17 protein-coding genes and 1 riboswitch are annotated in these 14,129 nt (G+C 74.6%); of the genes, 14 read left to right on the top strand and 3 right to left on the bottom strand.

Going from position 1 to position 14,129, the window contains the following annotated elements; all coding sequences use genetic code 11:
• Positions 1–89 precede the first annotated feature (89 nt).
• The 8 genes from aroC (at position 90) to ACWDD9_RS05305 (ending at position 7,730) form a co-directional block, all read left to right on the top strand.
• Positions 90–1,274: a chorismate synthase gene (gene aroC / locus ACWDD9_RS05340; protein WP_107086502.1), complete on the top strand. Its 1,185-nt coding sequence runs from the start codon at positions 90–92 to the stop codon at positions 1,272–1,274.
• On the top strand, positions 1,271–1,792 hold the full coding sequence (locus ACWDD9_RS05335) for a shikimate kinase (protein ID WP_049653982.1): 522 nt from the start codon (positions 1,271–1,273) through the stop codon (positions 1,790–1,792). The genes aroC and ACWDD9_RS05335 overlap by 4 nt, the downstream gene beginning before the upstream one ends.
• Positions 1,785–2,876 carry a 3-dehydroquinate synthase gene (gene aroB / locus ACWDD9_RS05330; protein WP_074002384.1) on the top strand — a complete coding sequence of 364 codons (1,092 nt, stop codon included), beginning with the start codon at positions 1,785–1,787 and terminating at the stop codon, positions 2,874–2,876. The genes ACWDD9_RS05335 and aroB overlap by 8 nt, the downstream gene beginning before the upstream one ends.
• A gap of 8 nt (positions 2,877–2,884) precedes the next feature.
• Entirely contained in the window at positions 2,885–3,313 is a 429-nt protein-coding gene (gene aroQ / locus ACWDD9_RS05325) for a type II 3-dehydroquinate dehydratase (RefSeq protein ID WP_449810892.1), read from the top strand.
• An 85-nt stretch (positions 3,314–3,398) separates the two neighbouring features.
• Positions 3,399–4,301, top strand: coding sequence for an AAA family ATPase (locus ACWDD9_RS05320; RefSeq protein WP_387822951.1), 903 nt, complete (start codon positions 3,399–3,401; stop codon positions 4,299–4,301).
• Between the two features lie 79 nt (positions 4,302–4,380).
• Positions 4,381–5,190, top strand: coding sequence for an Fpg/Nei family DNA glycosylase (locus ACWDD9_RS05315; protein ID WP_449810845.1), 810 nt, complete (start codon positions 4,381–4,383; stop codon positions 5,188–5,190).
• A 135-nt stretch (positions 5,191–5,325) separates the two neighbouring features.
• Complete coding sequence (locus tag ACWDD9_RS05310; protein ID WP_074002386.1) at positions 5,326–5,652, top strand: putative quinol monooxygenase; 327 nt, start codon at positions 5,326–5,328, stop codon at positions 5,650–5,652.
• Between the two features lie 71 nt (positions 5,653–5,723).
• A complete protein-coding gene (locus tag ACWDD9_RS05305; protein ID WP_449810844.1) occupies positions 5,724–7,730 on the top strand; it encodes an AAA family ATPase in 2,007 nt (668 codons plus the stop codon).
• A gap of 44 nt (positions 7,731–7,774) precedes the next feature.
• Here the strand turns inward: ACWDD9_RS05305 and ACWDD9_RS05300 are convergent, their stop codons facing one another.
• Complete coding sequence (locus tag ACWDD9_RS05300; protein ID WP_449810843.1) at positions 7,775–9,448, bottom strand: hypothetical protein; 1,674 nt, start codon at positions 9,446–9,448, stop codon at positions 7,775–7,777.
• Positions 9,449–9,589: 141 nt separating this feature from the next.
• Positions 9,590–9,973, bottom strand: a complete 384-nt coding sequence (locus ACWDD9_RS05295; protein WP_049656554.1) for an ArsR/SmtB family transcription factor — start codon at positions 9,971–9,973, stop codon at positions 9,590–9,592.
• A gap of 82 nt (positions 9,974–10,055) precedes the next feature.
• Positions 10,056–10,268: riboswitch (cobalamin riboswitch) on the top strand.
• A gap of 31 nt (positions 10,269–10,299) precedes the next feature.
• Between ACWDD9_RS05295 and ACWDD9_RS05290 the strand changes: the two genes are divergently transcribed.
• Positions 10,300–11,415 carry a Nickel transporter NicT gene (locus ACWDD9_RS05290; RefSeq protein WP_049656561.1) on the top strand — a complete coding sequence of 372 codons (1,116 nt, stop codon included), beginning with the start codon at positions 10,300–10,302 and terminating at the stop codon, positions 11,413–11,415.
• 66 nt (positions 11,416–11,481) lie between these two features.
• Here ACWDD9_RS05290 and rpmG read toward each other — a convergent pair whose 3' ends face one another.
• Positions 11,482–11,646: a 50S ribosomal protein L33 gene (gene rpmG, locus ACWDD9_RS05285; RefSeq protein ID WP_049656556.1), complete on the bottom strand. Its 165-nt coding sequence runs from the start codon at positions 11,644–11,646 to the stop codon at positions 11,482–11,484.
• A gap of 144 nt (positions 11,647–11,790) precedes the next feature.
• On the opposite strand from rpmG, the gene rpmB reads away from it, so the two are divergent.
• Genes rpmB through rpmF form a run of 5 tightly spaced genes read left to right on the top strand, consistent with a single transcriptional unit; the run spans position 11,791 to position 13,977 of the window.
• Positions 11,791–12,027 carry a 50S ribosomal protein L28 gene (gene rpmB / locus ACWDD9_RS05280; RefSeq protein WP_449810842.1) on the top strand — a complete coding sequence of 79 codons (237 nt, stop codon included), beginning with the start codon at positions 11,791–11,793 and terminating at the stop codon, positions 12,025–12,027.
• Entirely contained in the window at positions 12,027–12,332 is a 306-nt protein-coding gene (gene rpsN / locus ACWDD9_RS05275) for a 30S ribosomal protein S14 (protein ID WP_375875499.1), read from the top strand. The genes rpmB and rpsN overlap by 1 nt, the downstream gene beginning before the upstream one ends.
• Positions 12,333–12,337: 5 nt before the next feature.
• A complete protein-coding gene (locus ACWDD9_RS05270) occupies positions 12,338–13,504 on the top strand; it encodes a CobW family GTP-binding protein (protein WP_449810891.1) in 1,167 nt (388 codons plus the stop codon).
• Positions 13,505–13,518: 14 nt separating this feature from the next.
• Positions 13,519–13,755: a 30S ribosomal protein S18 gene (gene rpsR / locus ACWDD9_RS05265; RefSeq protein WP_049661328.1), complete on the top strand. Its 237-nt coding sequence runs from the start codon at positions 13,519–13,521 to the stop codon at positions 13,753–13,755.
• A 48-nt stretch (positions 13,756–13,803) separates the two neighbouring features.
• The gene (rpmF, locus tag ACWDD9_RS05260) at positions 13,804–13,977 is read left to right on the top strand and encodes a 50S ribosomal protein L32 (RefSeq protein ID WP_049661326.1); all 174 of its coding nucleotides are present in this window, start codon (positions 13,804–13,806) and stop codon (positions 13,975–13,977) included.
• Positions 13,978–14,129 lie beyond the last annotated feature (152 nt).

Here is a 14,129-nt window from a genome sequence, read left to right as displayed (position 1 = left end):
CTGGGGCATGAAAGGATTCAGGTACAAAAGGCACGCCCGGGGCGGGCCCCGGCGGTGCCGTGGTCCGGTCCGCTGATGAAGGAGCTCCGTTGGGTACGTTGCGCTGGCTGACGGCGGGGGAGTCGCACGGCCCCGCACTCGTCGCGACGCTGGAAGGCCTGCCCGCCGGTGTACCGGTCACCACCGATGTGGTGGCCGACGCGCTGGCGCGCCGCCGGCTCGGTTACGGCCGCGGGGCGCGGATGAAGTTCGAGCAGGACGAGGTGACCTTCCTCGGCGGCGTCCGGCACGGTCTGACCATGGGCAGCCCGGTCGCGATCATGGTCGGCAACACCGAGTGGCCGAAGTGGGAGCAGGTCATGTCGGCCGACCCGGTCGACCCCGAGGTCCTGGCGGGCCTGGCCCGCAACGAGGCGCTCACCCGCCCCCGGCCCGGCCACGCCGACCTGGCCGGCATGCAGAAGTACTCGATCGACGAGGCCCGGCCGATCCTGGAGCGCGCCAGCGCCCGCGAGACGGCCGCCCGGGTCGCGCTGGGCGCCGTCGCCCGCGCCTACCTCCGCGAGGTGGCCGGGATCGAGATCGTCAGCCACGTGGTCGAGCTGGCCGCCGCCAAGGCGCCGGCCGGCGTGGTGCCGCTGCCCTCGGACGAGGCCAAGCTGGACGCCGACCCGGTGCGCTGCCTGGACGCCGACGCCTCGAAGGCGATGGTCGCCGAGATCGACCAGGCCCACAAGGACGGCGACACCCTCGGCGGCGTGGTCGAGGTGCTGGCGTACGGCGTGCCGGTGGGCCTCGGCTCGCACGTGCACTGGGACCGCCGGCTGGACGCGCGGCTGGCCGCCGCGCTGATGGGCATCCAGGCGATCAAGGGCGTCGAGGTCGGCGACGGCTTCGACCTGGCCCGGGTGCCGGGCTCCCAGGCCCACGACGAGATCGTCCCGACCGCCGAGGGCGTCAAGCGCACCTCCGGCCGCTCCGGCGGCACCGAGGGCGGCCTGTCCACCGGCGAGGTGCTGCGGGTGCGCGCCGCGATGAAGCCGATCGCCACCGTGCCGCGGGCGCTCCAGACCCTGGACGTGCGCACCGGCGAGCCGGCCAAGGCGCACCACCAGCGCTCGGACGTCTGCGCGGTCCCGGCCGCGGGCATCGTCGCCGAGGCGATGGTCGCGCTGGTGCTGGCGGACGCGGTGAACGAGAAGTTCGGCGGCGACAACGTCTCCGAGACCCGCCGCAACGTGCAGGGCTACCTCGACAACCTGATCATCCGATGACGAACCCCGTTGTCGTGCTGGTCGGCCCGCCCGGCAGTGGCAAGTCCACCGTCGGGCGGATGCTGGCCGAGCGCCTGGGCGTCGGCTTCCGGGACACCGACGCCGACGTCGAGGCGACGGCCGGCAAGCCCATCCCGGAGATCTTCATCGACGAGGGCGAGCCGCACTTCCGCGCGCTGGAGGCGGCCGCCGTGCGCGCGGCCGCCGAGGGGCACGACGGGGTCCTGGCGCTCGGCGGCGGCGCGGTGATGGCCGAGGCCACCCGTGCGCTGCTGCACGAGCTGCCGGTGGTCTTCCTGGAGGTCCCGCTCGCCGACGCGGTCAAGCGGGTCGGCCTGGACGCCCCGCGCCCGCTGCTGGCCGTCAACCCGCGGGCCCGCTGGCGCGAGCTGATGGAGGCCCGCCGCCCCCTCTACCTGGAGGTGGCCACCGCCGTGGTCGACACCGCCGGGCGCACCCCGGAACAGGTCGCGGACGCCGTACTGGAAGCACTGGAGCTGAAGACCCCCCATGACTGACACCACCGTCAGGATCCACGTCGGCGGCAGCGCCGGCCACGACCCGTACGACGTGCTGATCGGGCACCAGCTGCTCGGTGAGCTGTCTCCGCTGATCGGGACCCGCGCCAAGCGGGTGGCGCTCATCCACCCGGAGGCGCTCGCCGCCACCGCCGACGCGATCCGCGAGGACCTGCTCGGCGAGGGCTACGAGGCCATCGTGCTCCAGGTGCCCAACGCCGAGGACGCCAAGAGCGTCGAGGTCGCCGCGTACTGCTGGTCGGTGCTCGGGCAGACCGGCTTCACCCGCAGCGACGTCATCGTCGGCCTCGGCGGCGGTGCCACCACCGACCTGGCCGGCTTCGTCGCCGCGACCTGGCTGCGCGGGGTGCGCTGGATCTCCATGCCCACCACGCTGCTCGGCATGGTCGACGCGGCCGTCGGCGGCAAGACCGGCATCAACATCGCCGAGGGCAAGAACATGGTCGGAGCCTTCCACCCGCCGGTGGGCGTGCTGGCCGACCTCGACACCCTGGAGACGGTGCCCAGGCACGACTACGTCTCCGGCCTCGCCGAGGTCATCAAGTGCGGCTTCATCGCCGACCCGGCCATCCTCGACCTGATCGAGGCCGACCCCGAGGGCGCCAAGACCCCGTCCGGCCCGCACACCGTCGAGCTGATCCGCCGCGCCATCCAGGTCAAGGCCGACGTGGTCTCCGGGGACCTCAAGGAGTCCGGCCGCCGCGAGATCCTCAACTACGGCCACACCCTCGGCCACGCCATCGAGCGCAACGAGCGGTACAAGTGGCGGCACGGCGCCGCGATCTCCATCGGCATGGTCTTCGCCGCCGAACTCGGCCGCCTGGCCGGGCGGTTGGACGACGAGACGGCCGACCGGCACCGCACCGTGCTGGCCTCGGTCGGCCTGCCGCTGAGCTACCGGGCGGACGCCTGGCCGAAGCTGCTGGACGCGATGAAGATCGACAAGAAGTCGCGCGGCGACCTGATCCGCTTCATCGTGCTGGACGGCCTCGGCAAGACCTCCGTACTGGAGGGCCCCGACCCGTCGCTGCTGGTCGCCGCGTACGCGGAGGTCTCGGCGTGACCAGGGTGATGGTGCTCAACGGCCCCAACCTGGGCCGGCTGGGCAGCCGCGAGCCGGACGTCTACGGCGCCACCTCGTACGCCGGGCTGGTCGAGCGCTGCACCGCGCTGGGCAAGGAGTTCGGCTTCGAGGTCGAGGTGCACGAGACCAACTCCGAGCAGCAGATGGTGGAGTGGCTGCACGAGGCGGCCGACGGGCAGGTGCCGGTGGTGATCAACCCCGGTGCGTTCACCCACTACTCGTACGCGATGCGGGACGCCGCGGCCCAGCGCACCGCGCCGCTGATCGAGGTGCACATCTCCAACCCGTACGCCCGGGAGATCTTCCGGCACACCTCGGTGATCGCCGCGGTGGCCTCCGGCACCATCGCCGGTTTCGGGCTCGGCTCCTACGAGCTGGCGCTGCGCGCGCTGGCCGAGCGGCTCACCACCCGCTGAGGGTACGGGCGGTGGCCCGGCGGCGGACTGTGCCCGCTGCCGGGCCGCCGTGTAGTGTCCCCGCTGAGAAGTGTCGGGAGGTGCCGTGACGCAGTACACCGGAGGCGGGCAGGTCCCGCCGCGTCCCGTCGCCCCGCCGGTGGCGCCGGGGGGCGGAACGCGGGGGACGTCGTCGGGGGCGCAGCCGCTCTCCCCGCAGCCTCCGCCGTCCCCGCCGCCGGGCCGGCCGGCGCCGGCGGCGCCCGTCACTCCCGGGCCGACCGGCCCCGGGCCCGCCGCCCACCCCGTTCCCGCCCACCCGGCCCCGGCCCCCGCGGCCGTACCCGTGCCGAGCGCGCCGCCCGTGCCCGCCGGGGGCACCGGGCACTTCGTGCTGCCGTCCGGCGCACCCGTCCAACTGCCGGCCCACCCGCCGCGGCAGCACGCGGCCACCGGGCCGATAGCCGTCCTGCTGATCGGACCGGCCGGGGCCGGCAAGACCACCGTCGCCCGCCACTGGGCCGAGCGGCGGCCCACCCCGACCGCGCACATCAGCCTGGACGACGTCCGCGAGTGGGTGCAGGCGGGCTTCGCCAACCCGCAGTCCGGCTGGAACAACGCCTCCGAGGCGCAGTACCGGCTGGCCCGCCGCACCTGCGGCTTCGCCTGCCGCAACTACCTGGCCAACGGCATCTCCTGCATCATCGACGACGCCGTCTTCCCGGACCGCCCGGCGATCGGCCTCGGCGGCTGGAAGCGGCACATCGGCCCCGGCATGATCCCGGTCGTGCTGCTGCCCAGCCTGGACTCGGTGCTGCACCGCAACGCCCGGCGCAGCGGCAACCGCCGGCTCGGGGACGAGGAGGTGGCCCGCATCCACGGGCGGATGGCCGGCTGGTACAACTCCGGGCTGCCGATCATCGACAACTCCGCCCTGGACGTCGCCGGGACGGCCGCCGAGCTGGACCGCGTCATCCTGGCCCGGCTGATGGGCGTCCCGGTCCGCTGACCCGCGGCGGCACGGGGCTGTCGGTGCCGGCTGCGATGATGGACGGGTCCAGTCGCCGAGCCCGGAGGAGCCGACGCCCGTGCCCGAAGGCCACATCATCCACCGCCTCGCCACCGAGAACCGCGAGGCCTTCGGCGGCCGCCCGGTGCGGGTCTCCAGCCCGCAGGGCCGGTTCGCCGACGAGGCCAAGGTGATCGACGGGCAGCTGCTCACCGGCGCGGAGGCCACCGGCAAGCACCTCTTCCTCGGCTTCGAGGAGGGCGCCTGGGTGCACGTCCACCTCGGCCTCTACGGCGGCTTCACCTTCGGCACCGGCCCGGCGCCCGCGCCGGTCGGGCTGGTCCGGCTGCGGCTGGAGAACGAGGACGGCTACGCCGACCTGCGCGGGCCCAACACCTGCGCGCTCGTCACGGACGACCAGAAGGCCGCCGTCGCCGCCCGGCTCGGCCCCGACCCGCTGCGCGCCGACGCCGACCCGGAGGCCGCCTGGCGCCGGATATCGGGCAGCCGGACGACCGTCGCGGCGCTGCTGATGGACCAGAAGGTGCTGGCCGGGGTGGGCAACGTCTACCGGGCCGAGGTGCTGTTCCGCCACGGCATCGACCCGCACCGGGCCGGGCGCGACCTCACCCGCCGGGAGTGGGACGCGATCTGGGCCGACCTGGTCGCCCTGATGCGCGATGGCGTCACCGCGGGCCGGATCGACACCGTCCGCCCCGAGCACACCCCCGAGGCGATGGGCCGCCCGCCCCGGGTGGACGACCACGGCGGCGAGGTGTACGTCTACCGGCGGGCCGCCATGCCCTGCCTGGTCTGCGGCACCGACGTGCGGACGGAGGAGCACGCCGCCCGCAACCTCTTCTGGTGCCCCGCCTGCCAGGCGGCGTGACCGGCCCCGGCCGGGACGCGCAACGCCCCCGTGTCGTGGAGAGCCCTTCTGACCTGCGACGATGGACGGGTGCCCGCCGAGCGGCGGGCACCTGTCCGCACGGCCACGTGTGAACGTGGAAGGGAAGGAAGTCCCATGATCTTCATTACGGTCAAGTTCGCGGTCCGCCCCGAGCGCGCCGACGAGTGGCTCGACCTGGTCGACGGTTTCACCCAGGCCACCCGCAGCGAGCCCGGCAACCTCTTCTTCGAGTGGTCCCGCAGCGTCGACAACGCCAACGAGTTCGTCCTGGTCGAGGCGTTCCGCGACGGCGACGCCGGCAAGGAGCACGTGGAGTCCGCGCACTTCACCAAGGCCATGGACGAGATGTCGTACGCCGTGGCCGCCAAGCCGCAGATCGTCTCGATCGAGATCCCCGGCATGGACGGCTGGGGCGAGATGGGCGAGATCACCCCCCGGTGACACCGGAGCGCCCCTCCGGCCGGGTGCCCAGCCCGTAGGCTGGGGCCCGGGCGGCCGGAGGGAGCAGGCGGATGGAGCGGCACGAGGTGGCCAACACCGTGTCAGGCGCCACGGTGGGCGGCCATGTGGTGCAGGCCGGGAGCATCGGGTCGGTGCACCTCCACCAGCCGCCGACGGTGCCGACGCCCCGTCAGGTGCGCGCGCCGCACGGCCCGTTCGTCAACCGTGAACCGGAGTTCGCCGCACTGGCCGGCGCGCTGGACCGGGTCGAGGAGGGCGGACTCGGGGTCGTGGTGTTCACCGGCCTCGGCGGGGTCGGGAAGACCGAGCTGATCGCCAAGTTCACCGAGCGCCACCGGGAGCGCTTCCCCGGCGGGGACCTCTACGCCGACCTGAAGGCCTACCGGCACCAGGGCGGGGTGGACCTCCCCGGGCTGCTGGCCGGCTTCCTGCGCGCCCTGGGCGCCGAGCCCCCGGCCGTGGAGGCCGAGCGGTTCACGGCCTTCCGCACCGCCACCGCCGGGCGCCGGTGCCTGTTCTTCCTGGACAACGTCGAGCACGCCGCGGAGGTCCGGGCGCTGCTCCCCGCCTGCGGGCTGGTGGTGGTCGCGAGCCGGCGGCGGCTGCCCGCGCTGCGGATGGACGGCGCCGAGGTGCGCCGACTCGGGCCGCTGAGCGCGGCGGCGGGCGCCGAACTGGTGCGGGGCTGGGTGGGCTCCGGGCGGGGAACCGACGGGGAACTGGCCGAACTGGTCGAGCTGTGCGGCGGGTTGCCGCTCGCGCTGAACGCGGTCGGGAGCCAGCTGCTGGACCGGGACAGCCTGCCGGTCGGCCGGGTGGTGGCCGAACTGCACGACCGGGAGGGCAGGTTGGCGATGCTGGAGGACGAGGAGAGCGATCTCGGCGCGACGTACGACCTGGTCCACGAGCGGCTGTCGGCGCCGGGCCGGGCGCTCTACCACCTGATCGGCGTGCACCCCGGCCCCTTCGTGTCCGCCGAACTGGCGCGGGCGGTCGGCGTCGAGCGCGCCGAGCAGGCGGTCAGGGAGCTGCGTGGCGTCCACGTGCTCGACGAGGTGGTGGACGACGACGGCGAGGACCGATTCCGGGCCCACGACGTGGTGCGGCTGCACGCCTACGGCCGGACGCGGGAGCTGCCCGACCGCGCCGGGCTCCTCGCCGACGTCGTGGCGTACTTCCGGGGCCGTGCGTCGCTCGCCGACCGGACGATGGGCAGGGACCGGCTCCGGCTGCAGGACCCGAGCGGCGACGACCTGCCCGGTTTCGCCTCCGACGCCGCGGCCCTGGAGTGGCTGTACGCCGAACGCGCCGACTTCCGCGCGGTGGTGGAGGAGGCGGCCGCGCAGGGGTGGCACGGCGAGGTGTGGCGGCTCTGCGAGTCGCTCTGGCCGCTGTACCACGGCCGCAAGCTCTACGACGACTGGATCGCCACCCACCGGCTCGGCATCGAGTCGGCCCAGTGGGACAACCAGCCGGCCGCCGTGGTCAAGATGCGCAACCAGCTCGCCCGCGCCCACCAGGAGCGCGAGGAGTACCGGCTCGCCGCCGAGCAGCTGGCGCTCGCCACGGAGCTGGTCCCGCTGGTGACGAACCGCCGGGTGGTCGGGGTGCTCTACGAGACCGACGGCCTGCTCTGCCTGGCCGACGGCCGCCCGGGCGACGCGGTGGAGCGCTTCACCCTGGCCCTGGCGGAGAACCGGGGCGACGACCACGGCGAGATCGTCCAGAGCTACAACCTGGCGCAGGCGCTGATCGCCGACGGCCGTCCGGAGGAGGCGCTGACCCTGCTGGCCGAGGCCACCGCCCGGGCCGGGCGGACGCGGGACAACGACATGCTGATGAAGCTGCCGCTGGTCCGGGCCCGGGCCCACCGGGCGCTCGGGCAGCTGGACCTCGCCGTCGCCCACGCGGACGACTGCGCCCGGCGGGCCAAGGAGCGGAACCAGTACGCGAAGGAGGCGCAGGCCCACACCCTGCTCGTCACCCTCGCCGAGGAGCTGGACGACGCGGAGCTGGCGGAGCGCAGCCGCGAGCGGCTGCGGCAGCTGGCGGGCTGAGGGGCGGTCCGGGCCGAGGGGCGGTCCGTAGCGGGCGGGCGGGGTCAGGGCCCGGTGCGGAAGGACACCCGGGTGCGGTCCCCGCCGGTGCGGACGGTGAGTCCGTGCTCGGGGAGGCCGGCCGGGTCGCCGCCGTCGGCGAGCCAGCAGGCCACGGCCGAGCCGAGCAGCAGCGGGTCGACGGCGGGGTCGGGGCGGCCCCAGTCCGGTTCGGCGCGGGCCTCCAGCAGCCGGCCGCCGTGCAGCCGGAGCAGGTGGCGGGCCGGGCCGAGGGCGGCCACCGCGACGGCGAGGCCGGGCAGTTCGGCGGCGGTGTCGGCGAGCCAGCGGGTGGCGGGGCGTTCGGCGTGCGCCTCGGTGCGGGCGATCACCTCGGCCGTGTAGCGCAGGGCGTCGCCCGGGTGCTCGTCGGTGAGGGCGTGGAAGCCGCGCGGGGTGTGGTCGTCCGGGTGGAAGGGGTAGCGCCGCAGGCTCACCTCGGTCCCCTCGGTGCTGCCCTCGACGTCGTACGCGGTGGGCCACTCGGCGGCCCCGGGGCAGGGGGCGGGCCTGGGGTAGGGCGGCAGGGCCGGTTCGTCCCCGGGCTCGTCCAGGCCGTCCAGGAAGGAGTAGAGCAGCGGGCGCAGCAGCCGGGCGGATTCGCCGCGGTGGGCGAGCGAGCGGTCGGTGATCTCGCGCAGGCCGGCCGGGGCCTCGGCGAGGGCCCGTTCGAGCTGGGCGGCGAGGTCCCCGTCCGGGTCGAGGACGGGGGCGGCCTGGCCGAAGGCGTAGCTGGGGGAGCGCGGGTCGAGTTCGGCGGCGCCGGTGGCGACGAGCATGGTGCGGTGTTCCAGGGCGGCGCCGTAGACGGTGACCGAGCCGTGGTCGCCGATCACGCAGTCGGCGGCGACGAGCGCGGCCTGCCAGCCCTGGTGGGGCGGGATCAGGCGCAGGCCCATCCGGCGGGCGTCGTCGAGCAGCGCCCCGGGGGCGTGGCGGCTCCACACGTTGGGGTGCAGCACGACGGCCACCGTGTACTCGTCGGCGGGCAGTTGGCGGACGAGCCGCCGGGGCAGGTCGGGGTGGCGGCCGAATAACGAGTGCTCGCTCCAGGTGGAGCTGACGACGACGAGCCGTCGGCCGCCGACGGCGCCGAGCGCGGCGCGGTAGCCGTCCCGGGAGCGCCGGCTGGCGAGCATCCGGTCGAAGCACGGGTCGCCGACCACCCGGGCGACGTCCAGGGCCTCGGGGCAGGAGGTCCGCAGCCGGTCCAGCTGTTCGGGGTGGGAGAGCCCGAGGACGTCCACGAACACCCGCCCGCGGTGGGTGAGTTCGTTGCGGGACAGGCCGGCGGCGCTGACCGTGTCGCCGGTGGACTCGGTGACCAGGCGGTTGTAGCCGGCGCCGTGCGGCAGGACGACGAGGCGGGCGTCCAGGCGGTGCATGGAGGAGTGGACGGCGCAGGCGACGGCCAGGTCGAAGCGGTGGCGGACGGCGTCGTCCCAGTCCAGCACGGTGAAGCCGGACAGGCCGTGCAGGTACTCGTCCAGGGCGCGGTCGGCGAAGACGGAACCGGGGTTGACGGTGAAGTACCACTCGATGCCGTGCGGGCTCAGCAGGGAGAGGACGTCCAGCACCCGGGTGGCCGAGGTGAGGGTGCGGGCGACCGCCAGCACGCGGGCCTTGACCGGGTCGGTGTTCCAGCGGTCGGCGGGCCAGGCATGGGGGTGGGACGGCACATCATGATCGTACTGGCCGGGGCCGTTCACGGCGCGCCTTCCCGAGCGGGAGTCAGCGGCCCGAGCGGGAGTCGGCGGACCGGGCAGGAGTCGGCGGACCGAGCGGGAGTCGGCAGATCGGGCAGGCGTCGGCGGGAGGGGTCAGCCCACTGCCGCGCTGGGCTCGTGGTGCTCGGCGGCGGCGCACTCGTCGAGGAGGGGGCGCATGGCCTCGTCCACGAGCCGGTAGCGCACCACTCGTCCGTCCCGGTCGCCGGTGACCACGCCGGCCGTGCGGAGCAGCCGCAGGGCCTGGGAGACGGCGGGGTCGCGCATGCCGGTGGCCACCGCGAGGTCGCTGACGGCGAGCGGGCCGGCCCGGTGGAGGGCGAGCAGCAGGGCGAGCCGTCCGGGGTCGGCGAGCAGGGAGAACCGCTCGGCCCAGGACCGGACGTGTGCGGGGTCGCCGATCGCGGCGATGGCCTCGCAGACCCGGTGCCCGTCGATGGTGCGGTGGCCCGCGCGGTCGGCCGGTACGAGATGCATGCGGACATTCTTGCAGGCGGTCGCCTGTGATCCTGGACACCTGCGCAGGTGCGCAGCCTTGCACGGGTCGGGGCGCGGCCCCTACGGTGTTCCCCGCCGTGGTGCTCGGGAAGACCGGTGACGGACCCTCAGGGGTCCCAGCCCGGAGCGGCCCTCGCCACTGTGATCGGGTCGTTCCTCCGCCCGCGGAGGAACGTCGTCCGTGCCCACGGAGCCACTGGGTGCCTCGCGCACCTGGGAAGGCGGGCACGGGTATCCCGTCAGCCAGGAGACCGGCCACGGCATCTCACGAGGTTTTCCACGAGGTGCTGGAGCGTGATCCGCAGATGACCCTGCCCGAAACCGTTGCCGCCGGCGCGAAGCCGGCCCCTTCCGTGCTGCCCAGCTTCAGATGGCGGCGCGAGGACACCGTCCGTACGGCCGGGCTGATGGCGGTGATCGTGGCCATGCACGTGGTGGCCTTCGGCACGCTGATCTTCCTGGTCGCGCCCGAGCGGTACGCGGTCGGTACCCAGGTCTTCGGGGTGGGCCTCGGCATCACCGCGTACACCCTCGGGATGCGGCACGCCTTCGACGCCGACCACATCGCGGTGATCGACAACACCACCCGCAAACTGATGGCGGACGGCAAGCGGCCGGTCTCGGTGGGCTTCTGGTTCGCCCTCGGGCACTCCTCGATGGTGGTGCTGATGGCCGCCCTGGTGGCGGGCGGCGCGCAGCTGGCGAACACACTGATGGACGACGAGTCGGCCACCCACAAGTGGCTGGGCGTGATCGGGACGACCACCTCCGGCGTGTTCCTCTACCTGATCGGTGCGCTCAACCTGGCGGCGCTGCTCGGCATCCTCAGGGTGTTCCGCTCGATGCGGGCCGGGAAGTTCGACGAGAAGGAGCTGGAGGCGCACCTCGACTCGCGCGGCTTCATGGCCCGGGTGCTGAACCGGGCGACCCGTTCGATCACCCGGCCGGGGCAGATGTTCCCGGTGGGCATGGTGCTGGGCCTGGGCTTCGACACGGCGACCGAGGTCACCCTGATGGTGATGGCCGGCTCGGGCGCGGCCTCCGGGCTGCCCTGGTACGCGATCGTCTGCCTGCCGCTGCTGTTCGCGGCGGGGATGAGCCTGTTCGACACCCTGGACGGGACGTTCATGAACTTCGCGTACCAGTGGGCCTTCGCCAACCCGGTCCGGAAGGTGTACTACAACCTGACCATCACGGGTCTGTCGATCGCGGTGGCCTTCATCATCGGCACCATCGAGCTGGTCGGGGTGCTGCACGAGAAGCTCGACCTGACCGACCCGGTCACCGGGTTCGTCGCGGACATCTCGCTGGACAACGTGGGCTACGCCATCGCCGGGCTGTTCGTGGTCGTCTGGGCGATCGCGATCGGGTACTGGAAGCTCGCCCGGGTCGAGCAGCGCTGGACGCCCGAGGGCTCCTGAGCCGAGCGGCCAGGCCGCGAACGGCGCCTCCCCGAGTCCGGGGAGGCGCCGTTCGCGCGTCCGGGGTCAGCGCTCCTCGCGGAAGTCGACGTGCCGGCCCGCGGCCGGGTCGTACTTGCGCAGGACCATCCGGTCCGGGTCGTTGCGGCGGTTCTTGCGGGTCACGTAGGTGAAGCCGGTGCCGGCGGTGGAGCGGAGCCTGATCACCGGGCGCAGTTCGCTGCGGGCCATGGGACGTCCTCCTGGGGTCTGGGGGTCGGGGTCTCGGGGTCCGGTCCGAGGGGTTGGCTCGAACCGTACATCGAAATGGAAGTCATTTTCATCTGGTGTAACGTGAGCCCGGTCCTGCCCATTCCCGGACGCCAGGGAGCACCCATGTCCGCCCGCTGCCAACTCACCGGCCGCCGGCCCGGCTTCGGCAACGCGATCTCGCACTCGCACCGCCGCACCGGCCGCCGCTTCGACCCCAACATCCAGCGCAAGCGCTACTGGCTGCCCGGCGAGGGCCGGTACGTCCGGCTGACGCTGAGCGCCAAGGGCATCCGCACCGTCGACGCGATCGGCGTCGAGGCCGCCGTCGCCCGCATCCGCGCCCGGGGGGAGAAGGTCTGATGGCCAAGCAGAGCAAGATCGCCAAGAACGAGCGGCGGCGCGCCGTCGTCGCCCGCCACGCCGAGCGCCGGGCCGAGCTCAAGCGGACCATCGCCCACCCCGGCACCGGCCCCGCCGAGCGCGCCGCCGCCCAGGCCGAGCTCGCCCGCCAGCCGCGCGACGCCAGCGCCACCCGGGTCCGCAACCGGGACGCCGTGGACGGCCGGCCCCGCGGCTACCTGCGGGCCTTCGGCCTCTCCCGGGTCAACCTGCGCGCGCACGCCCACGCCGGGCACCTGCCCGGCGTCCGCAAGGCGAGCTGGTGAGCGCCGTGGACGGGACCAGGCTGCCGGTGGTGGTCGTCGCCGGCCTGCACGCGGAGCAGCGCCGGGCCGCCGTCGAGGAACTGGCGGCGGCCGCGGTGGACGCCGTGGTCCTGCACCACGACCTGCGGGACGCCGCGCTCGGCACCGTCCGCCGCGAGCTGCGCGACGCCGCCGGGGCCTTCGACGTGGCCGACGTCCCGCTGGCGAACGACTGCCCGTGCTGCGCCCTGCGCGAGGACCTGCTGCCCCGGCTGCTGGAGATCGCCGACGGCGGCCGGTACGGACTGGCGATCGTCGAACTGTGGGGCGGCAGCGACCCGCACCCCGCGGTCGAGGTGATCGCCGGGGGAGAGGTGGACGGGCGGCGGCTCGACGACGTCGTCGAACTGGCGGGCGTGGTCACCGCCGTCGACCCGGACCGGCTGGTCGGCGAGCTCTCCGTCCCCGACGACCTGGTGGAGCACGGCGAGCAGACCGCCTCGCGCGACGATCGGACCCGCGCCGAGGCGCTCGCCCACCAGATCGAGTACGCCGGCACGCTCGCCGTGCCGCGCGCCGCGGCGCACGCGCCGGGGCTCGCCCTCCTGCGCCAGCTGCACGCCACCGCCCGGACCGTCCGGCTCGGCACCGGCGCGCTCACCCGGGCCGCGCTCGGCGGCTTCGACGTGGCCGCCGCCCGCGACCGGGTCAACCCGGCGCTCGCGCTGCTGCCGCAGGAGCGGGACGAGGCGGGCGTCGCCACCCTGCTGTGGGAGCGCCGCCGACCGCTCCACCCCGAGCGGCTGCACCGGGCGCTGGAACTGCTCGTCCCGGCGGCGCAGCGCAGCCGCGGCCGGTTCTGGCTGGCCAACCGGCCCGATCTGATACTCGCCTGGGACGCCGCCGGGGCGAACCTCGCGGTCGAGGAGTGCGGGCCCTGGCTCACCTCCCTGCCCGACGCGGCCTGGGAGCTCTACCCGCCCGCGCGCCGGGCCGCCGCCGCCCTCGACTGGCACCCCCGGCACGGCGACCGGGTGCAGCAGCTCAGCTTCACCGCCGAGGGGCTGGACGTCGACGGCATCACCGACCTGCTCGACTCCTGCCTGCTCACCGACGCCGAACTCGCCGCCGGCGAACCCGGCTGGAAGGCCCTGCCGGACGCCTTCCAGGACCTGCTCGACCCCGTCCACTGAAGGAGCGCCCTCCCGTGCGCAAACGATCCGCCCCGCCGAAGCCCCGGCCCAACCCGCTGCTCGCGGCGGGCATCGAGTACATCGACTACAAGGACACCGACCTGCTGCGCCGCTTCGTCTCCGACCGCGGCAAGATCCGCGGCCGCCGGGTCACCCGGCTCACCGCCGAGCAGCAGCGGGCGGTGGCCCGGGCGATCAAGAACGCCCGGGAGACGGCCCTCCTGCCGTACGCCTCGGGCGCCACCCGCTAGCGCCGCCCGACGACGCGTTCGACCACACCACCCGAGAAGGAGCCCGCGATGGCCGTACCCAAGCGCAAGACCTCCCGCAGCAACACCCGGCACCGCCGGGCCCAGTGGCGGGCGACGCCCCCGAAGCTGGTCGCGATCACCCTGAACGGCCGGGAGATGCTCGTCCCGCAGAACCTCGTCCCGGCGTACCGGCGGGGTCTGCTCGACCCGGACGGGCAGTAGGCGCGACGGGAGGAAGCCGCCGCCGAGGGGAGGTGGGCCCCTCGGCGGCGGCGCGCGTCCGAGCGGCGGGTGGGGGAGCGGGGCCCCGGCGCGGGCCGGAGGGCGACGGCGCGGTCGCGCGGGGGGCGCGCAAGGGGCACCGGGGGTTCTGG

The organism is Kitasatospora sp. NPDC001119 (assembly GCF_053598475.1).
Note: the sequence above shows the minus strand (reverse complement) of the source record. Positions and strands in the feature narration are given on the sequence as shown.